This window comes from Marininema halotolerans, assembly GCF_900116235.1.
GTDB classification, from domain to species: Bacteria; Bacillota; Bacilli; order Thermoactinomycetales; family DSM-45169; genus Marininema; species Marininema halotolerans.
In genome coordinates this window covers 46,612-66,613 of record NZ_FPAA01000010.1, presented here as the reverse complement: position 1 = coordinate 66,613, position 20,002 = coordinate 46,612, and the positions used below count along the sequence as shown (strand labels likewise).

Below are 20,002 nucleotides of genomic sequence, written 5' to 3'. Positions count from 1 at the left end.
TTTCACTTCCATGGCATTGGCGATATGATAGAGATTAAGATTTAGGGGAGGACAGGTAATGAACCTTCGATTACGAAAAGCAAAACGGTCCGGTCGCTTATTTTACCGGACAATGATGACCAAAAAGTGGTGGCTACTCGTCATGTGCACCTCGCTCTTATTTATTATCGGCGGGTGTGCGGCAGTCATGCTTACAACTGCTTATTATGATTTAGATAGTCTCAAAAAACTTCGATTTGCCACAACACTCTATGACCATGATGACAAGGCTGTCGTCACGATGGGTGACTCAAAAAAGGAATACGTCGATCTAAATAAAGTAAAATCCCAGGAATTGATCGAATCCTTTGTAGCTGTAGAAGACGAACGATTTTATCAACACAATGGTGCGGACCTCAAAGGAATCGGTCGGGCAATTGCGATCGATATTTTGACGCTTAGCCCTAAACAGGGAGCTAGCACAATCACCCAACAGGTCTCACGAAACATTATCCTCAATGAAAATAAGAAAACCTTTTTACGTAAAGTCAATGAGATCGCGATTTCTTATAACTTAGAACGAAAATACTCCAAGCGAGAAATTCTCCAGGCATATCTGAACTATGTCTACCTTGGCAACGACTGTCGAGGCATCAAAATGGCAGCAAAAATTTATTTCAACAAGGATATTACGAAGGAAAAGCTAAAACCTAATGAAATTGCGCTTTTAGCAGGGCTCCCTAAAGCACCTGAAGGGTATAATCCCTACATCCACCCTGATGAGGCCAAATTCCGGCGCAATGTCGTCTTAAATAAGATGGCAGAACATAAGATCATCACAAAAGATGAAGCGGAAAAGTATAAACAAACCAAATTGGGTGTCAATAAAAAATATCTGCAAAATAGCAAAAGCGATGGACGTTTCCAAGCTTACAAAGATTACTTATTGCGAGAGGCCGAAGAACGATATGGCTTGGATTCCAAGGAACTTGTGAATGGTGGCTTTAAAATATATACCGGCATGAACAAGAAAGCACAGCTCTCCCTCGAGCGTGCCTTAAAAGACTCCACCTTTTACAAGGGACACGATAAATTAAATGCCGGTTCCACCATGATCGACCCAAAAACAGGGAGTATCGCTGCATTGGGAGGCGGACGAAGTTATATCCGTGGGTACCTAAACCAGGCATTAGCTCCAGCTCAACCTGGCTCTTCCATCAAGCCATTAACGGTCTATGCACCTGCAGTGGAGGAAAAAGGTTACAATCAGTATAGTCCGGTTTCAGATGCCCCCTTTAGTTATAGGGGTTGGTCACCAAAAAATATGGATCATATGTACCATGGTAACCTTGCCCTGCAAGATGTCGCCGCCAAATCCCTCAATGTTGCGACCGCACGTTTACTGGTAGACAGAGTTGGTGTCAACACAGCATTTCAGTATGCAAATAAACTAGGTTTACATTTACAATCCAGTGATAAATCACCCGCGCCCCTTGCTCTCGGTGGACTCACCAAGGGCGTGAGCACCCTGCAAATGGCTCAGGCATATTCGGTCTTTCCCAATAAGGGAAAAATGACAGAAGCCCATACCATTCAAAAAATTGTCGATGTAGATGGCAATGTGGTCGAACCCAAAGATGCGATTAAAAAGAATCAGCATATCTTCAAATCATCCACGGCTTCGACAATGAACAATGTATTAAAGCACGTGGTTACTGCCGGCTCAGGAAGAAATGCCGCCCTTTCTGACGGACGTGATGTCGCTGGTAAAACAGGAACCACACAGAATAGTAAAGAAGCATGGTTTGTAGGTTATACCAAGGAATATGTCATGGCGACCATCGTCTTCAATGAAAGAGGAAGCCGTGTCGACTTAACCGGTGGTGAATATCCCGCTCGCATCTTCCATGAAGTGATGGGAGAAACTCTCTCTGGCACGAAAGTGAGTCAACTCAATTCGGAAGGGGCAAAGTCTACGCCTAGCGATAATAACAACGATGGCTGGAATACCTACTTTGGTGATCAATCCGACGAACCTGATCAGCCAGCTGACCAGCCATCAAATCCCCCTTCTGACCAAGGAAATGAACCGAGTGACTCCGCAAGCCAAGGCGGAGAGCCCTCGACACCCCCGCAACGACCCGGTGGTGGAGACAATAATCAAGGCGGGGATCAGCCTGACGACCCTGGAGACGGGGCCGGAGGTCAGGATCAAGGAGCGGATAACCCAGAGGGAGACCAAGGTGATCCTCCTCCCACCAACCCCAATGATCCACCGAATGACACAAATCCGTAATAAGGTAGAACAAAAAAACATCGCTCACCTTCATACAAGAACCCCCGAAGATTCTAGTAGATTCGGGGGTTCTCACATATAATGATATTTTCCTTCTGATCCAGGTAAGACTGTATTATAAACGGACACCGATCTAATTTCCATGTACAATACAAGTAGGAAAGGAGTGAGTCATCCATGTACCAAGTAAATAACCGCATCGCGATCCAATCGCCTGAGCAACTCCATCACCTGATCGAGCGATTTCAAGGGGCAGACCTACGCATGCAGAAAGTTCCTGGCTTTATCTCTTTTCGCCTCCTAAAAACAGAGGATGAAAGTCGTCTCATCGTTGAGAGCGTTTTTGAAAGAAAAGAGGATTTTATTAATTGGACAAAGAGCGAAGCCTTTGCTCAAGCACACGGAGGTAAACGCGGGGATAGCGAAGGACGCCAACCCGATTTAGAGACCTTCGAAGTACTTATTGGTTGAATTTAAAGAAGAAAGGGATTGAATCCAACTATGCAGATTGATTACAGTATTGCTCTTTTTATTCACATCCTGTGTATGGCAAGCTGGTTTGGTGGCCTTGCTGTGATGGTCATCTGGCTCCGTAAATCCATCCGGTTTAACAATGAAGGATTTTCCATGACCAAGAGTATGGAAAGTGTTCATAACCTCAATGTACGGATGATGATTCCCGTCGCTGTTCTTGGTGCCATTGCAGGGTTCTATATGTTGCTAACCGGTAGCTGGTCTGCCTACATGCCACTGTGGCTGATTATCAAGGAACGTGCCATCAGTATCTTTATCCTCCTCTATATCATCGCGCTTCCGATCTATGGTGGAAAACTATCGAAACGAGTTCAATCGGAGAGCGGAGATGCGGCAGTCTCCGCTGTTAAAGGTTATATCATGCTGCTCAATATTTCCGTGCTTGTCCTTCTCTTCACGATTTTCATCGCTACCATCAAGATTTAATAAGCAACTTTTAACCACCCACTCGATAGGAAAAAAGCCAAGGCTCCGCATGTAGCGAAGCAACTTGGCTTTTTTTATTTCCATGGATTCGACTTATTCCCCGGTAGATTGAGACTCTTTGGGCGTTTCGCCACGTCGATCAGAGATGCGTATGTTCCCTAAGAAAAACGTCAAAATGGTTCCTAACAACACAAATACCAGCCCAACATGAAAAACGCTATGCAACGAATCTACAAGGGCCGATTTTAAAATCGGAAGGATGGATTGGTGAAACATCGCAGGCATTTTTGCTAATGTCTTAGGATCCAGCAAAGAAGAGTACAATCCTTGGGCATTTTCATTCACTTTACTCATCAGTTGCGCCATCATTTCATTGCCAGGCATCTTCTCGGCGATGGGTTTCATCTTGTCCGTTAAAAGTTCGCTTGATTTTGCATTAAGCACGGCTCCCAACATCGCCATACCAAATGTCCCTCCAATTTGACGAAAAAATTGGCTGGAGGAAGTGACCACGCCCAACTCCGATTTGGGGAAACTCTCTTGAAGAGCCACGGTAAGAATCGGCATTACCAATCCCATACCCATCCCAAGAACCACCATATAGCTCGTAACGGTCCATCGAGAGGTATCCAGTGCGAGGGTAGACAGTAATACAAACCCAACCGCCATAATTACCATGCCAAGGGTCGCTTGCCACCTTACGCCTAGCTTTTGCACGAGTTGACCACCTAAAATACTACCGAGCACGATGGTCAACATCATTGGCGTCATTGCGCTTCCAGAAGCTGATGCACTTACTCCCAAGATCCCTTGCATATAGAGAGGCACAAACATGATGGAACCAAACATCCCCACACTCATCAAAAAACCAATTCCGTTTAGTGTGAGAAAGGTTCTATGTTTAAACAATCGTACAGGCAAAATCGGCTCGGCTGCCCGTGATTCAATCCACGCAAATAAAGCGAGGGTAAAAATACCTAAACAAAACAAACCAATAATTTGCCAAGAATTCCATTCATACTGATTGCCACCCATGGTCAATCCAAGTAAGATAGCAACTACTCCAATCACCATCGTCAGAATTCCCAACCAATCAAAGCGAATATCCTTCTTTAGTTGACTCTTTCCCAGACCGATTGAAATTAAAATCATGGCCAAAAAACCAATAGGAAGGTTGATATAAAATACCCAACGCCAATGGCTAGCATCCACAATCCAACCACCGATTTGGGGCCCAATCACCGAGGAAAGTCCAAACATTGCACCAAAAATCCCTTGCCATTTTGCCCGTTGTTTCCCTGTAAATAAATCGCCAATAATAATCATGGCCATAGGCATCATGACTCCCCCACCAATTCCTTGTAACCCCCGGAACCAGATTAGCTGAGTCATATTTTGGGCCAATCCACATAAAGCAGAGCCGATAACAAATATCCCGAGCCCGGTGATATAAATTCGTTTCCTTCCCAAAAGATCCGCTAATTTCCCTGCGATGGGCACTACGGTAGTGGAAGCAAGCATATACGCTGTGGTTAACCAGGTCATCATCGAGAGACCACCCAGTTCCCCAATGATTCTTGGCATCGCTGTTCCCACAATGGTCTGATCTAACGCACCAAATAACATCGCGATGATTAGACCCGTAATTAAAATTCCCCGATGACCACTTGCGTTCACTTGGCCCGCCTGTAGCTGTTCAGCAGTATCCATTCGCAATCTTCCTCTCTGATCCATCCCTAATCTTTAGCATGCGAATATTTCCCTTATTGATTATTTAATACTGTTAAGTAATACTACTTTACTCCTCCCTTCGTATTATGTCAATCAAATTTTCCCATATCCATAAGGGGATTCCATTCCCAATAAATAAAGTAGCCTCTCTCATTCTTGAGAGAGGCTACTTTGCAAGAAACCAACTTATTTTTTAAAAAGTTGCTTTCAATGCATAGTCCTTCGTCGAACTGTGGGCACCATCCCAACCGACAACCTTAATGTAGTAAGTACCCGATGACCACGCGCGATAGGAGATCGATTCGCTCGAAGTACCGGACTTCCAAGAACGAGCCACTAGGCTTCCTGATGAGTTATATAGGTACAAATCATAGTCTCCTGGCAAGTCGGATAGGCTTAGCGAGATCGATGAGAAGGTACCCACTTTGATTTTGTACCAATCCACATCGTCAGCATCAAAAATTTTACTGTTATATACTTTACCTGAAGTCAGGTTGCCATAGGCAGTAGCTTGTGTGTCGTTTGGCTCATAGCTGTCTTCTGGATCTGGGTCTGGACCAGGCCCACCTGTATCAGCACCGACCGCCTTCGCAGCATTTAAGCGGCCATGTGTCCAATAGGTACCTGTACCTGGGATTTTATCCGCGGTACTCTCCATTGCGGAACGAATTTCGGAATTGGACCTTCCTTGGGATGCCAATAGCGCAGCGACACCGGAAGCATGAGGAGTAGCCATCGATGTTCCACTATATTTGGCATAGCCATTACCAAGGACCGTGGAAATGATATTGACCCCAGGAGCAGCAACATCTACCCAAGATCCATAGGTGGAGAAGGATGCTTTTTTGTCCTGATCATCCGTTGCAGCCACTGCGATTGCTTTCTCATAGTACGCAGGGTAGTTGGGGCTTGTGGTTCCTGCATTACCGGCTGCACACACCACCACAGCACCCTTATTCCATGCATAGTTGACCGCATCCTCAACGGCTTTAGAGGGACTGGTTCCACCTAGGCTTAAGCTGATGACCTTGGCACCATGATCCGCTGCATAGGTCATTCCATTGGCGACAGCACTGTTTGTGCCTGAACCATTTTCATCCAGTACCCGAACGGCCATCACTTGTACTTTCGGGGCAACGCCAGCAACCCCCACATTATTATCAGTTGACGCCGCAATGGTCCCAGACACATGGGTTCCATGCCCCTGTTCATCCGTTGCGTCGTTATCATTATCCACATAATCATACCCTTGTATGATTTGTCCTTTTAAATCAGGATGATCTAACTGCACCCCCGTATCCACCACTGCAACTATCACGTCTTTTTTTCCTATAGTCACATCCCAAGCGGCTGGAACATCCATCTTTTGTGGTCCATATTGATCCGAAGCATACAATGGATCATTTGGCGTCCAGAATGCTTTGTACTCCGTTACAGGCTCTGCATACTCCACATCAGACATTTTGCTATACGCTTTGATCGCTTCCTGTACCGATTGCCCCTCAACCTTTACTACTTCAAAATTCAATGCCTTGTTCGTTGATTCGACTGTCGCGTTCTCTTTTTTGTGCAACGCACTCATTTGACTGGTGGAAATCCCTTGTTTGAACTTTACAATAATTCTGTCTTTTGTTTGCGCGCCTACATGTTTTGTTGATGGCTGCGCCCCTGCAATTGGTGAACAAACGAAGGACAACCCTAATCCAAGCGCTGCGACAACCAACCCTACACGACTTAACCGTTTCAAGCACATCACTCCTTATTTTTCTGACTCTAATATATACATCACTTTTCTATTTCTTTGCTTGTCCACTCAAAAAAAAAATTAATTTTATTAATTGCGAATAGTCTGAATTTTTATGCACTGATTTGAAAAGTTATAAATTCTCTGTTTAGTTGAGATGCCCATAAAAAAATACCCTCTCCCATCGCCATGTATGATTTACTCACACGTAAACGAAGAAGAGGGCTTTTTCATCCCCATCAGGGTTCATGATGAAAGGTTATTTGCTTTTGACTTTAATTACTTTCTTTTTCTCATTTCCAGCTGCATCCACCACTTTAATCCATACCTTCGTGGTACCTTTTTTCATGGTTCCTTTTTTGAAGGTGTAGGTGAAGGAGAGTTTTGTACTTTCCCCTGTGTATTTTTGCATGACTGGTATTTTAGTCCATTTTTTATATTTAGATCCATACTTCTTCCAACTTACTTTTACAAGATCAGGAGTATCAGAGAAGCTCGCTCGTAAAATATCGAGCATATCATCTTTCATGCTTCCTTTAATCTTTGTTGAGGAAAATGAAGAACTCATTGTAAGTGTAGGAACTTTACGGTCAATCACCACGGGATATCCAACATCAGCATACGCTGTGTCCTGGTGGGTCCCGGTCAGTTCGATGATATATACCCCATCAGAAAGTGCCTTCCCCTTTTTGTCGATCCCTTTCCATGAACGGAGATTCATTCCCACCTTTGGCTGGGTTTCATGACTGAGGGACACTTCTTTTTCCACTTCACCATCGTGATTCAGCTTTAATGCTTTCATATCGAGTGATTGTAACGGTGCCGGAACATACCAGGAAAGCGAAGTACTATCCTTCACCTTGTCCGCATTGGGTGAAATTGTATTGGGTTTTGCCACAACCGAGTTAACCGCTGGATAATCCTCAGGATCAATCATGACGGACATCGGTACCTTGAGTGTTTGCGCGCCATCATGTAATCGGATCATCCCTGTATATACGCCGCGTGGTAAGTCCGTATCTGCCTGTAGATCAACCTTTACATCAGCATGGCCTTGAGCATTGACGGTTAATGTTGTAGGCGCGGTGATGTTTAATTTTTCTTGCCCCAATGCCCATTCCGTTTCAATTGAATAGGTTTTTGCTTCTTGACTGAGGTTGCGAACTTCCACAGAACGAGATAGTGATTGGACTCCGGTATGAGGATCAAGCTTTCCAAAGGTTACGGTCGAAGGCACAATTAACGTTTTGGTGTCGATCGCTGCGGGGATATTGATCCGACCAGCTCCCTGCGTCGTTGCAGGATATGGAACACCATTTCGCTCGTTCAGAGTCACAGCCGTGTTGGACAAGGCTGCTTTGATAGCACGGGTATCCCAAGTAGGATGAGCTTGCTTAATCAGCGCTGCTGCTCCTGCCACATGAGGAGAAGCCATGCTGGTTCCACTTAATGACTCATACTTTCCGCCAGGAACGGTGCTAACAATATCCACTCCAGGTGCTGAGACATCCGGTTTAATCTCCCAACTGCCTGTAGCTGGACCCCGTGAACTAAAGGGAGCCATCAATTCTTGTTTAACACCTTTAATCGATCCAGCAAGCTTCCCAGCACGAATCGACTGATATAACCAGTCACTTTCTTCTCCATAAATGAGCGCAGTCGGCGTAGCATATTTGGGTTCTTCCAACCATTCCATTATATTCCGATCGGCTCCTACTAGAATCAAACCCACTGCGCCCTTCGATTTTGCAAGATCCGCTTGATCCTCTAACTCATCTTCCCGCCATTTTGCGACAACAATCTTTCCTTTTACGTCTTTTTTGCTGTACTCCAACTTACTTCCGTGTCCAACATAAATCAGTTTCGCATTCCCTGTTGGAAATGTTTTGGACCCTTCCACTAATAATAAATGGGCCACTTTATCTTCTCCAACAAGGGATAAATCTGGTTGGGTAATCCGTTTCGTTGATGCCCCCACAGAAATGGCTTCACGGGAGGTCGCAGGTGTCCCTACTGTCCAAGCCTTTGGACCATCATTCCCGTTGGCAACTACCGGGATGGTTCCTTTAAGAGCTGCTCGATCCATCGCCTGTGCCAATGGATCTTCGGGGTTATTAGCTATCTCACCCAAAGAAAGGTTCATCACATTGGCCTTGTCTTTCACCGCACGGTCAATGCCATCCAAAATATCATCCGTCGTTCCAAAGCCATTATTATCGAGTACCCGATAGGCCAAAATGGATGCACCCGGGGCAACTCCCTTTACTTTTCCATTCGCTGCAATCGTACCCGCCACATGGGTGCCATGCCCATCCCCATCTTGTGGGGTTTTATCATGGTCGACAACGTCGTACCCACCCACTACTTTTCCCTTTAAGTCCGGATGTTTTGCATCGACACCCGTATCCACCACAGCCACCCGTATGCCTTTACCGTTAATCGCAGATCCACGGGAATCTTTCTTCATCCAAACATCCGGAGCCCCGATCAATGGAACACTTTCTTTCAAGTTGGCCTTATAACGGATATTGGGCCAAATCCGCTTCACACCAGGTAGTGAGGCTAATTTTTTAACATCTTGACCCGCAAGCGTTGCCGAGAAGCCCGCGAATACCGTTTCATAACTATTTTCAGTAACGAGATCCGTGACTTTCTTCTCCGCTCCATCGATCACTTCATTTTTTTGTACGGTTAATTCCTTCTGCAATTGCGTTGCGGAGGTACTTTTATCAATGGTTGCGAGACTCGTGGGGGAAGCCGCCAACTCTACGATGACCGTGGTTCGCTTTTGGCCAGCAGTCTTCACACCCTTCGCAATTTTATTTTTTAACCAATCTTTCTGCAGTACTTGCGTTTGTTGCTCAACATTCCCCTTCATTGTGGACTGAGCAGCGGCTGTCCCTACAGCCCCTGTGATCAGTGCAAGCGATAAAGCAATCGCGCCCATCTTCTTCTTCAATCGAACTCCTCCAGTTCTTTATACCAATCTAAAATGCACTTCTATTAATTCAACTGGTTCATCCAAAATCCTCCTTCATTAAAAAAAATATTTTTCAAGTTTGCATAGGTTATCGACTCATCCCCCATAAATAGGAATTGCTATCTTGCATTTTCCTCCACACAAAAAAACCCCCTCACCAAATGCAAGGAGATTCTTTCGTAAGGAAACCCTATGAGATGATTTGATCGACGCAGAAAACCCGATATTTCATCTTTTCATATAAGAATCATTTCTTCTTTTTCTTTTCTTCCTCTTCCGCAACCGGTGAAAATATCCCCATCTTAAGCCCATCCTCGATCCGATAACTGATTAATAGAAATTGATACGATCCTTTTTCGTCACCCGTCTCATGGAGCAGATTCTTTACTTCCTCCGGGTATACCGATTGGTCACCATCCTCCGTGTGTTGCCAAGCGTCATGGGTACGCTGAAGTGCCTCCAGCCACTCTTTTTTGGTCAAGTGGTTCGTTCCACTGTCAAACACGACATGGGCAGGAAAGGGGATCGATTCATCCACATCGCCTTTTCGCTCCTTCCATAAAGCCATCGACTTTATCGCTAACTCAAACCCCTGTTTGATATTTTCTTGATACTCTTCAAACACAGTTTGATACTCATTTGCCAACAATGAGCGATCAAGGTAGGATACTTCACCGATATTGCGAGTCCGAAACAGTTTCTCTGTTAAATTGCCATGCTTTCGTGTATCCACCACTTCGAGTTTCTCATAGTCAACCAGTTTCTTGACATGATAGTAGAGACGGGAAGGTTCTTCCCCAAGCTTTTGTGCTAGTTCCTTAACTGATAAAGCTTCCTGTTCACACAAATGCATAATTTGAATGCGCCTTGGATCGGAAATCACCTTTAAAAATTCCACATCGGTGATCTTTTTTGCCATCACTCATCACCCTCAATCCATCTCACGTAAGATTCGATTGGTAAACAGCATCCCACTTAAATAAAGAATCGTCAACAAACTTGCCCCCTGCATAAGGGTCGAAATCGGAACGCCTATTGACACACCTACAGAAGCTAGGCCATAGGAGAGAGGGATCAACCCCATCGATGCGGTCATCAATACGCTCATCACACGCCCGATCTTATCCTCCTCCACCTGCTCTTGCAGAATCGTGAAGGTGATCGTATTCCCTATATTCACTGCTATCCCGTATAACGCTAGTGTCACCATTCCTTGCCATACTGCTGTCACCATACTAAACATCGCCATCGATCCAGCGATCACCATTACTAAAAGACCATTGATCAGCATGCGTTTTCGGCGCAAGGTAAGCAATCCGATAAGCAGTCCCCCTAATACCATCCCAAAGGATAACGCCCCTTCGATGTAACTAAGATCCAAGGCATCTCCCTGTAACTGTTGTTTTACCACCAGGGGTATCCCCATGGTTAAAGGACCCACTAATAAAAGATTCACCAAGAGAGTAATTGGAAGGAGCACACGCAACCAAGGGGTTTTTAACACATAGTGAATCCCTTCTTTTAACTCCTGAAGCGATGAACTCTGCTCCTTCGTTACCCTTCCCTGTTTCTTCAGCGGGGGAATGATGAGTAATGTGATGACAGCGATCAACAAGGCGACTCCAGAGAAAGAAAAGGCAGCCGTAAAGGATCCCCACGTCATCATTACCCCTGCTAGTACTGGACCGGCGATGGTTCCTATGTACTGGATGGTCTGCATCATCGCCGTGGCCTTCATGAGCTCTTCTTTTTTGACGATTTGCGGCAATATAGCTCCCCTTGCCGGCCAAAAAAAAGCATCCAATCCCCCAAAGAATATTGCAAAAATCAGTAGCCAGGGTAACGACAACTGATCGATTCCCAACAAAAATACCATTCCCACTGTCATGATACTGCGCAATCCATTGGTAACGAGCATAATGCGAACTTTATTAAATCGATCGGCGATAACGCCTCCCCACATCATCAAGATCAGGCGCGGAATTGCGGTCACCATCAATACGATCCCCAATGCCCATGGCATTTTCAAGCCTGTCAATACGTACCAGGATTCAGTCGTAAGGTAAGCCGAAATGGATAACCCCGCACACAGTGTTGCCACCCATATACCAACCAATTGATAATTTCTAAATAAAGAAAATCTTGATACGCCAGGTTGCTGTACAATCGGTTGTTCTGCCACTTGGCTCTTCATTTTCCATGATCCCCTTCCCTTCATACCCAGACAATTAAAATAAATTTTATCGCTAAAATTTATTTTAATGACTCGGAAGCCACCTGTAAAGAGAAAAATAGGGAAATCCTAACAAAATCATTTTCTTTTGCAATCGACCTTGTGGCAAAGCCGTGAACCTAGCTGATTTTAAGTAAACCCCAGATTATAATACGGGAAAGGAGTGATCTCGTAATGAAATTGTTTATCGTCCTTGGTGCAATCAACATGTTTTTAGCCATCGCCTTGGGAGCATTTGGTGCCCATGGCTTACAAGGAAAGATCTCAGATCGAATGATTGCCAATTGGCATACCGGCGCGCAATATCATATGATCCATGCCTTAGCCCTTCTTTTCATTGGTTTTCTCGTCTCAAAAGTCGGGTCCTCTCCCCTCGTATCAACAGGAGGATGGCTTCTACTCACTGGGATTCTATTGTTCTCAGGCAGTCTTTATGTGATGGCGTTAACAGGTGTCAAACAGTTAGGTGCGATTACACCGATCGGAGGGCTTGCCTTCCTTGTCGGTTGGGTATGTATCGCGATTGCCGCGATCAAGCAGCTCTAAGGATAAAAAAAAGAAGGAGGCTGAGATCTCAGCCTCCTTCTTTTTTTAACTTCTACGCAAAATCCATCGATGACGATGAATCGCCGCGTTAATGACTCCACCCATAATCAAGAACATCCCCGTAAGATAGAACCAAATCATCAGGACAATGACACCGCCTAAACTACCGTATGTAGCGGAATAATTGCTAAAGTTACTTACATAAAAGGAAAAGCCGAGCGAACTAATCTGCCAACCTGTCGCTGTTACCAAAGCTCCAACAATCACCTCTTTTAAAGGCAACCGTGTCGCAGGGGCAATCTGATAAATCCCCACCAACACAATCACCGTAAGAAAGAGTGAAGCAAACCATTTCATAATGGTAAAGAGTCCGCTTATTTTCTCCAAGGGGATAAAGTAAGCTAAGTGATGGAGAAGCACATCGCCAAATACTGAGAATACCAATAAGATCGAAAGCCCTACCACCAGCCCGACTGTTAAGCTCAAGGATAATAAACGCACCCGCACGATGTGACGATTCTCTTCCACTTCGTAGGCGATATTCAGCATACGAATAATTGCACTTACCCCATTGGATGCCACCCATAAGGTTGCAAGCAGACTAAAGGACAGCAAACCTTCTTGCCGCTGGCTCACAATTTCGCGAATCGTACCATCAATCGACCCTTGTGAAATCACAGGAACAATTCCGTTGACAAAGCGAACCGCTGAATCGGGATCGATCTGTAGATAAGGCAAAAGAGTAACCAAAAAGATCATCATCGGAAACAAGGACAATAAAAAGTAGTAAGCTAAGGCCGCTGCGAGATCCGTGACACCATGTTCCATCACGGATCGATATACATGCCGAATCACTGGCCAAAGAGCCCCACGTGCCTCCCTTGCCTTCATCTCTTCACCTACCTTTTTTCGTCAAATACCTCCATCAACCACCTACAGGATTTCGAGAATCCATATGCTGACTCCTGCAGTGACTAACGCTGTAAGTGTCATTGAAACCGTACTCACTGCTCCAACAACCTCTCCCTCTTCAAATGCTTGGGCCGTACCAATTCCGTGGGAGGCGCTACCCAATCCAATTCCCCTCGCCAAAGGATGATTCACACCGAGCCACCGATAAAGCCATGGCCCCAATACAGCACCACACATCCCAGCAAATACGACCATGACTGCTGTTAACGATGGAATGCCTCCTAATTCTCGAGACAAATCCACTGCAACCGGCGTTGTCACTGATTCTGGTAACAAGGTATGAAAGATTAGGGGTTGTAGTTTGAGGATCTTGGCCCAACTGGTCACCATGATCAAGGTCATTAACACAGCGATCCCAACGCCACTCAATAACGGTAGCCAAAAAAGACGTAGCAGGCGCCGGTGACGATACATGGGATAGGCAAAAGCCACCACAGCAGGACCCAACAAACGATCAATCCATTGTCCACCAACCATATAGGTATGATATGGGACATGGCAGTAAGATAGAAGAAGGATCAGAACAAAACCTGAGGTTGCAATGGGTGAAAGTAGAGGGTGTTTCAGCTTATGGTATAGACTTCTAAATAACCAGTATAGTCCGACAGTAATGCCTCCAAAAATCAATGCCGTCAATCCATCTCCCCCTCTTGACTATATCGTCGCCGAAGGAGCCGTTGGCTCATCAGGGAAGATATCATCATGACGAAGAGTGTATTAACCAAAACGACACCTGCTAACGTCCACCCCTGCTCCTTTAAAAAAGGGAGAACCCCGAGAACCCCTGCGATCGACGGCAGGAAAAAAAGGGGTAACCACCGAAGCAACCACTCCGAGCCAATGGCAAACCAACGTTCAGGAATAATACCCGTCAATAAGAGGCAGAGCAAAAGGATCATGCCAATTAAACTCCCTGGAATAGGAATTTGTAAAAGGTCCTTTATCCAACACCCACTCTTATAAATTCCCCACAGTCCCGTGACTTGTACTGGTATTAACCATGTCCTCACCTTCGCTCCACCTCCTCCATCTCAAGATGCTATCACAATACAGACCTCCCTGCTCGCACGGTTTTATATTACCACCATGATCACCCGAATGTATTCGAATGGGACAAGATTTTATTCTTGCATGGATGCAGGTGCAACAAAGGTTAAAGACTTATCCCCCAGGATGACTAGACTCTAAACTTCCAACGTTACGTTCCACCATAATAAAATGAACCCATAACAACGTTAACAAGATCACATTCGCGATGGCTGACCACCCAATATTCCAACCGTGGTGGTACGTCATGTGACCTAATGAATACAAGTTATATTCTACCGATAAAAGAATAACGGTTCCGGTAAGCACCCAACCAAACCAAGCACGGATTGTCTTAGGTAATCGCTGTACAAAAATCCATGCGCCAACAGGGTATAAACTGATATTGAGGAGGATATTGGGCCATAATCCTTTTAACAAACCATCATCATAACTCCAGAATCCCCCACTGACAAAGGCTGCATCTAATAGAAAGGAGCCAAGGCTTCCCGCAATCGCTGTCGCATAGCCGACTCGCCACTGGTTCCAATCAATATATAAGCCACCAATGATCCACCACACAATTGTCCACCATATAAAGATCACGATTGATTCCTCCATTAACACTCGAATTCATCCCAGTTTTGTTTCACTATCGCTTCACTGACTTCACCATCATTGTTCCCTTCAACATTCCACTGATATGCTCTTCACCGATAACCAATCAAACACAACAAAAAGAAACCGGTAATCAACCGGTTCCAGATAAGAACCATTCTGCCTCTCTACTGCTTCCTATTTAAACTCCCAGATCGAAACTGGGATTTAAACGTATTATTTGAAAATTCATTTATTTTAACGGTGTGATGGGGGAAAGAATCCAGTCTCAGGGAGAAAGGGTTCTTTAATGTTGGTGTTTTTTCTTTAGCCCCTCAGCATTCACTTGTATTGAATCATGATGGAATGGTGGGAGCATCATCAATGCCTTTGGTTAAATCCCATCAAGCGATAGGAATAATGACTGAGATGTTCAATTACCGGAGCACTCGACGTGCAGTTACATACCGCTGACTCCAATACCGTTCGCCCAAGTTACTAATGTTGATATCATCTCGTGGATTGGAAGCGTGAATCATCTTTCCTCCGCCCATATAGATCCCTACATGACTGATCCCACCGCCACCGGTTCGGAAAAACAACAAATCTCCCGCACGAAGATTGCCCTTTGAAATAAATTTTCCAACGGATGCTTGCGCTGAGCTAGTCCGAGGCAGTTGTTTTCCTACAATTTTATCATATACATATTTTGTAAAACCAGAGCAATCAAATTGATTGGGGCCACTGGCACCATACACATAGGACGCATTTAAATGACGCATCGCCTCATTAACGATCGATGCTCCTTTGCCAGTTCCCAAATAAGGGCTTGAAGGCTTTTCTGTTGAGGGTTTCCTGTCAGGAGAGGCCTTTTCTTCAGATTCCTTAGACCCCTTAGATCCCTTGAGAATACGGATTTTTTGCCCAATATAAATCCTAGCCGGATTTTTAATCTGTCGATTCATCTGAATCAGTTTTTCCAAATGCATTTGATACCTTGTTGCAATTTCAGAAAGTGTATCCCCTTTTCTCACAATGTAATACGTCCCCGCCTCAAGCCCTTCCTCATCCACATGCGCCCGAATCCCCGTTGAAGCGACATGATATCGCCATTTCGAAGGTGATTCTTGAACCGCCACCGCCTGATTCACCTGATAAGCCGTCTCTTTGGAACCTGTATCTGTTTGTTCTGGGTTAGCCGAAGCATCTGCTACTTGAGGACTTACCACCAGTAGCGATCCGGCCACCGTCAGAGTCGTCATCACCTTCTTGTCAGGATATACGGACATAAATCAAATCTCCCCCGTTCATCATTTTTAGGTCTTGGGTTGCGCTGCATCGCCCCTCCTTTCACCCCATAAACCCCCTCACCCAGGATTATCATGGAGATCTCCCCCTCGTCGTCACAGCTCAGTCCATGACGTACAGGGGTTACAGTTTCTAGTTTTATTGATGAGACAAGCTAAAAATGCCTTTTTTCGCGAATTCCTACCCAGCAAATTAAAAAAACCCCCACTGGGGGAGTGAAAACTCACAGAAGAAATCGCACCGGTCACACCCATAAGTCCCGATGCTGCAGGTCAGATTTTTCTACTTGAATCGTTGTATGATGGATCCCAAAGTCCTCTTCGATTTTATGGATGGCGGCTTGCAAAACCTGCTGCCCATCATGATCATCTTTGATTTGTAAGTGACAGGTTAATGTATCCATTCCCGATGTGATGGTCCATATATGAAGATCATGTACATCCATCACACCACTGATGCCTAAAAGGGTCTCTCGAACTTTTTCTTCATTGATGGACGAGGGTGTACCCTCCATCAGAATATGAATACTTTGTTTTAATACGCCATACGCACTTTTTAGGATCAATAAGGATACAAGCACACTAATAATGGGATCTGCTATGTACCAAGAAAAGAAAATCATGAGCAATCCCGCTACAAAAGCCCCCGCTGAGCCAAGGGCATCACCAATCACATGGAGATAAACACCCTTGAGGTTTACATTCTCTTTGACATCACCTTTTCGTAGTAAAAACCACGCACTGGTTACATTCGCCACTAAGCCGATCGCTGCCAGAATCACCATCGTTCCACCCGCTACCTCAGGCGGCTTGCGGAAACGATCCACCGCTTCCCACAGAATTACAGCTGCGATAATGAATAGTGTGATTGCATTAAACATCGCAGCCAAAATTTCAAATCGATATAAACCATAGGTTTTTTGTGAAGTGGTTGGCCGATTGGCAAACCCCATTGCTACAAGTCCCAAAACCATTGAGGCCACATCACTCAGCATATGTCCAGCATCCGATAACAACGCCAAACTGTTGATGATCCAACCACCCACGAATTCCATAATCATAATTCCGGTTGTAATGGTAAGCGCAATGATAAGTCCTTTGCGATTGCCCTCCCGTTGTTCCGTAAAGGAGGCACCCTGTTGATCTTGTCCGTGGTGTTGATGCATTCCGATTCTCTCCTTCATCGTATTGGCAATACCCCTATACGATTGACTCCCCTTTACTTTTTACTTTTACACATCCATTCATCCCTCCTGTTTCCCTTCATCCATAAAAAAACCTCGAGCAACAAGCTGCTCGAGGTTTTTTTGCACTGAAGTTAAGAAACCGCCACTTCTTGTTCTTCATTCCGTGTTGATTCCTTGCGTTCCTCAGGTGAAACTTTCTTTTTATCCTTGCGCACATCACGTAAGAATAAGCTGAGTAGGAGTCCGAGTAAAGTAAAGCCAGTTGCCCAATAAAAAGCATCATTGATACCCATGGTAGCGGCGTGTTTCGCTACATCTCCAAAAAATAATGAGGAGAATACTTCTTTTGCTTGATCAATCGGTAACCCAGAGAAGGAAGCAAATTTTTGCAATGCCCCTTGGAAGGTTTGCATAAAGGTCGTATCATAGGTGTTCATTCCTTGCGTCATGGTCGCAAAGTGATTGCTTGTATTGGTAGTATAAACGGTGGTCAAGAGTGCTGTCCCAATCGAGCCAGCAATTTGTCGCATGGTATTACTCATCGCATTCCCATGACTGTTTGAAGTTGCCGGCAACTGATTTAAACCAGCTGTCATAATCGGCATCATCAGCAAGGACATAGCAAAGGAGCGCACCGTATATAACATCACAATGAAAGAGTAACTGGTCTCCAACGTAATCTGAGTAAACTCAAATGTCGTTGCTGCGGTCAATGCCAAACCAACAATGGCTAATGGACGAGGACCAATCTTATCAAAAAGTATCCCCGAAATCGGCGTCACCAATCCAGCAATCAATGCGCCAGGCAAGAGAAGTAGTCCCGACTCAAAGGGAGTAAAGCCACGTAAGGTTTGAAGATAAATCGGTAGCAAAAACATCCCCGCATAGAGTGCCATGGTGATAATCATGTTGATCACTGTGGACAGGGTAAACATATCATACTTAAATACCCGAAAGTCTAACAGTGGCTGCTCGATGCTCAGTTGTCGTATCACAAAGAAGAAAACACCGATTCCACCAACCACTAAGCTAACGATTACTTCCATACTGCTCCAGCCTTCAGGACCTGCTTCACTAAATCCATAAAGAATCCCACCAAAACCGATGATCGATAGCACAACGCCCAGTACATCCATTGGGATTTTACGTTTAGGAGCCACATCCTTCATAAAAAGAATCCCTAGAAATACCGTAATCAACCCCATAACCATCATGCCATCAAACATCAAACGCCAGGTGTATTTCTCCAGTACCCAACCCGCAAGCGTTGGGCCTACCGCTGGAGCAAAAATCATCCCAACCCCTAGAATCCCCATTCCGCGGCCTCTAAGTTCTGGAGGAAATACAAACAATACCACGTTCGTTACAAGGGGAACGATTACGCCTGCCCCCATCGCTTGAACAATTCGACCCATCATCATCACGGAGAAGGAACCAGCCACTCCACAGAGGAGAGAACCGATAGTAAAGAGGCTCATCGCGATGATAAAAAGTTTACGTGTTCCAATCGTCTCCATCATATAGGCAGAGATTGGAATCAAGACACCATTGACCAGCATGTAGCCCGTCAGTAACCATTGTGCGGTATTAGCTGAAACAGCAAAATCCGTCATCAACCGAGGAATAACAACATTTAGAACGGTTTGGTTAAGAATTGCCAAAAACATACCCAAGATACTAATCCCAATCAATGGGGCATGGCGGCCCATTCCCAACCCTTTCCGTGAACCTACCGTTTCACTCATCTGCGTCTCCTCCTTTCGTCAAAATCATTCCCATCCCCTTCATCATCGGTCGATTTCAACACTTGCGTTCAACCCTGGAACTGCTTCACTTGGAATGTTATCCATGGAGATGCGTACAGGAACGCGTTGTACCGTTTTGGTATAATCACCACTTGCATTTTGATCAGGCATAATGGAGAAAGTAGCCGCCGTAGCTAAACCAATCTCTTCTACTTCCCCTTCAATCTTCGTATTTTCATTTGCGTCAATTACGATATCAACATTCGCACCCTTTTTCACATCTTCAAGGTCGGTCTCTTCAATGTTTGCCTCAATGTACAGTTTATCCATATCAGTTACTGAACCGAGATTTTGTCCAGCAGCAACCATTTGTCCTTCTTTGACTTGATTACGAATCATCGTCCCATCAACAGACGCTTTAATTGAGGAAGTACCCGAAGCACCTTTAATTTTTCCAATGACATCCCCTTCATCAAACTTCTTACCTTCTTCGCCTTTCCAAGAAACCAATTTCCCTGCGGTGTGTGCTGCAACGGGGGTAATGTCACCTTTTACTTTGGCATCATCCGTCGATACATAATTCACCGTGTGATTGTAATACGCATATCCACCTAATCCTGCACCTGCAATGATTACCAGAATCAGGATATTGAGCAGGATAATTCGAGAGGTCTTCATGTTAGAACTGCTCCTTTCCCA

Annotated in this window: 16 protein-coding genes and 2 pseudogenes; 4 read left to right on the top strand and 14 right to left on the bottom strand. The window is 45.0% G+C overall.

Features of this window, described 5'->3' with window-relative positions:
* Window positions 1–58 precede the first annotated feature (58 nt).
* The 3 genes from CHX35_RS13130 (at window position 59) to CHX35_RS13120 (ending at window position 3,235) form a co-directional block, all read left to right on the top strand.
* Window positions 59–2,275 carry a transglycosylase domain-containing protein gene (locus CHX35_RS13130; protein ID WP_091838115.1) on the top strand — a complete coding sequence of 739 codons (2,217 nt, stop codon included), beginning with the start codon at window positions 59–61 and terminating at the stop codon, window positions 2,273–2,275.
* Window positions 2,276–2,452: 177 nt separating this feature from the next.
* Window positions 2,453–2,746 carry an antibiotic biosynthesis monooxygenase family protein gene (locus tag CHX35_RS13125; protein WP_091838113.1) on the top strand — a complete coding sequence of 98 codons (294 nt, stop codon included), beginning with the start codon at window positions 2,453–2,455 and terminating at the stop codon, window positions 2,744–2,746.
* Window positions 2,747–2,764: 18 nt separating this feature from the next.
* Window positions 2,765–3,235 (top strand): hypothetical protein, encoded by a 471-nt coding sequence (locus CHX35_RS13120; protein ID WP_140413622.1) that lies wholly within the window; start codon window positions 2,765–2,767, stop codon window positions 3,233–3,235.
* A 93-nt stretch (window positions 3,236–3,328) separates the two neighbouring features.
* Here CHX35_RS13120 and CHX35_RS13115 read toward each other — a convergent pair whose 3' ends face one another.
* The 6 genes and pseudogenes from CHX35_RS13115 to CHX35_RS13095 form a co-directional block, all read right to left on the bottom strand.
* Window positions 3,329–4,945, bottom strand: a complete 1,617-nt coding sequence (locus CHX35_RS13115; protein WP_091838110.1) for an MDR family MFS transporter — start codon at window positions 4,943–4,945, stop codon at window positions 3,329–3,331.
* Window positions 4,946–5,159: 214 nt separating this feature from the next.
* Window positions 5,160–5,402, bottom strand: a pseudogene (locus CHX35_RS18165) (pre-peptidase C-terminal domain-containing protein); the annotation flags it as partial.
* Between the two features lie 144 nt (window positions 5,403–5,546).
* Window positions 5,547–6,713, bottom strand: a pseudogene (locus CHX35_RS13110) (S8 family peptidase); the annotation flags it as partial.
* Window positions 6,714–6,969: 256 nt separating this feature from the next.
* On the bottom strand, window positions 6,970–9,669 hold the full coding sequence (locus CHX35_RS13105) for a S8 family serine peptidase (RefSeq protein WP_091838109.1): 2,700 nt from the start codon (window positions 9,667–9,669) through the stop codon (window positions 6,970–6,972).
* Window positions 9,670–9,937: 268 nt separating this feature from the next.
* The gene (locus CHX35_RS13100; protein ID WP_091838107.1) at window positions 9,938–10,609 is read right to left on the bottom strand and encodes a helix-turn-helix domain-containing protein; all 672 of its coding nucleotides are present in this window, start codon (window positions 10,607–10,609) and stop codon (window positions 9,938–9,940) included.
* A 12-nt stretch (window positions 10,610–10,621) separates the two neighbouring features.
* Complete coding sequence (locus CHX35_RS13095) at window positions 10,622–11,884, bottom strand: MFS transporter (RefSeq protein ID WP_176392079.1); 1,263 nt, start codon at window positions 11,882–11,884, stop codon at window positions 10,622–10,624.
* A gap of 213 nt (window positions 11,885–12,097) precedes the next feature.
* Here CHX35_RS13095 and CHX35_RS13090 point away from each other — a divergent pair, with 213 nt between their 5' ends.
* Window positions 12,098–12,469, top strand: a complete 372-nt coding sequence (locus CHX35_RS13090; protein WP_091838104.1) for a DUF423 domain-containing protein — start codon at window positions 12,098–12,100, stop codon at window positions 12,467–12,469.
* A gap of 45 nt (window positions 12,470–12,514) precedes the next feature.
* Here the strand turns inward: CHX35_RS13090 and CHX35_RS13085 are convergent, their stop codons facing one another.
* The 8 genes from CHX35_RS13085 to CHX35_RS13050 all read right to left on the bottom strand — a co-directional run bounded on the left by CHX35_RS13085 (window position 12,515) and on the right by CHX35_RS13050 (window position 19,981).
* Complete coding sequence (locus tag CHX35_RS13085) at window positions 12,515–13,360, bottom strand: YihY/virulence factor BrkB family protein (RefSeq protein ID WP_091838102.1); 846 nt, start codon at window positions 13,358–13,360, stop codon at window positions 12,515–12,517.
* Window positions 13,361–13,402: 42 nt separating this feature from the next.
* The gene (locus CHX35_RS13080) at window positions 13,403–14,077 is read right to left on the bottom strand and encodes an LrgB family protein (RefSeq protein ID WP_091838100.1); all 675 of its coding nucleotides are present in this window, start codon (window positions 14,075–14,077) and stop codon (window positions 13,403–13,405) included.
* Window positions 14,074–14,451 (bottom strand): CidA/LrgA family protein, encoded by a 378-nt coding sequence (locus CHX35_RS13075; protein WP_091838098.1) that lies wholly within the window; start codon window positions 14,449–14,451, stop codon window positions 14,074–14,076. The genes CHX35_RS13080 and CHX35_RS13075 overlap by 4 nt, the downstream gene beginning before the upstream one ends.
* Before the next feature lie 151 nt (window positions 14,452–14,602).
* Window positions 14,603–15,073: a CBO0543 family protein gene (locus tag CHX35_RS13070; protein ID WP_091838097.1), complete on the bottom strand. Its 471-nt coding sequence runs from the start codon at window positions 15,071–15,073 to the stop codon at window positions 14,603–14,605.
* A gap of 428 nt (window positions 15,074–15,501) precedes the next feature.
* Window positions 15,502–16,353, bottom strand: a complete 852-nt coding sequence (locus tag CHX35_RS13065) for a C40 family peptidase (protein WP_091838095.1) — start codon at window positions 16,351–16,353, stop codon at window positions 15,502–15,504.
* A gap of 263 nt (window positions 16,354–16,616) precedes the next feature.
* A complete protein-coding gene (locus tag CHX35_RS13060) occupies window positions 16,617–17,537 on the bottom strand; it encodes a cation diffusion facilitator family transporter (RefSeq protein WP_091838093.1) in 921 nt (306 codons plus the stop codon).
* 152 nt (window positions 17,538–17,689) lie between these two features.
* Window positions 17,690–19,303: a DHA2 family efflux MFS transporter permease subunit gene (locus tag CHX35_RS13055; protein ID WP_245838816.1), complete on the bottom strand. Its 1,614-nt coding sequence runs from the start codon at window positions 19,301–19,303 to the stop codon at window positions 17,690–17,692.
* A 42-nt stretch (window positions 19,304–19,345) separates the two neighbouring features.
* Window positions 19,346–19,981 (bottom strand): HlyD family secretion protein, encoded by a 636-nt coding sequence (locus CHX35_RS13050; RefSeq protein ID WP_091838092.1) that lies wholly within the window; start codon window positions 19,979–19,981, stop codon window positions 19,346–19,348.
* Window positions 19,982–20,002 lie beyond the last annotated feature (21 nt).

Bases quoted from the DNA above. Each gene is read 5' to 3' on its own strand.
- CHX35_RS13130 (WP_091838115.1), top strand. From the start codon at position 59: ATGAACCTTCGATTACGAAAAGCAAAACGGTCCGGTCGCTTATTTTAC.
- CHX35_RS13125 (WP_091838113.1), top strand. From the start codon at position 2,453: ATGTACCAAGTAAATAACCGCATCGCGATCCAATCGCCTGAGCAACTC.
- CHX35_RS13115 (WP_091838110.1), bottom strand. From the start codon at position 4,945: ATGGATACTGCTGAACAGCTACAGGCGGGCCAAGTGAACGCAAGTGGT.
- CHX35_RS13100 (WP_091838107.1), bottom strand. From the start codon at position 10,609: ATGGCAAAAAAGATCACCGATGTGGAATTTTTAAAGGTGATTTCCGAT.
- CHX35_RS13095 (WP_176392079.1), bottom strand. From the start codon at position 11,884: ATGAAGAGCCAAGTGGCAGAACAACCGATTGTACAGCAACCTGGCGTA.
- CHX35_RS13090 (WP_091838104.1), top strand. From the start codon at position 12,098: ATGAAATTGTTTATCGTCCTTGGTGCAATCAACATGTTTTTAGCCATC.
- CHX35_RS13085 (WP_091838102.1), bottom strand. From the start codon at position 13,360: ATGAAGGCAAGGGAGGCACGTGGGGCTCTTTGGCCAGTGATTCGGCAT.
- CHX35_RS13065 (WP_091838095.1), bottom strand. From the start codon at position 16,353: ATGTCCGTATATCCTGACAAGAAGGTGATGACGACTCTGACGGTGGCC.
- CHX35_RS13060 (WP_091838093.1), bottom strand. From the start codon at position 17,537: ATGCATCAACACCACGGACAAGATCAACAGGGTGCCTCCTTTACGGAA.
- CHX35_RS13055 (WP_245838816.1), bottom strand. From the start codon at position 19,303: ATGAGTGAAACGGTAGGTTCACGGAAAGGGTTGGGAATGGGCCGCCAT.
- CHX35_RS13050 (WP_091838092.1), bottom strand. From the start codon at position 19,981: ATGAAGACCTCTCGAATTATCCTGCTCAATATCCTGATTCTGGTAATC.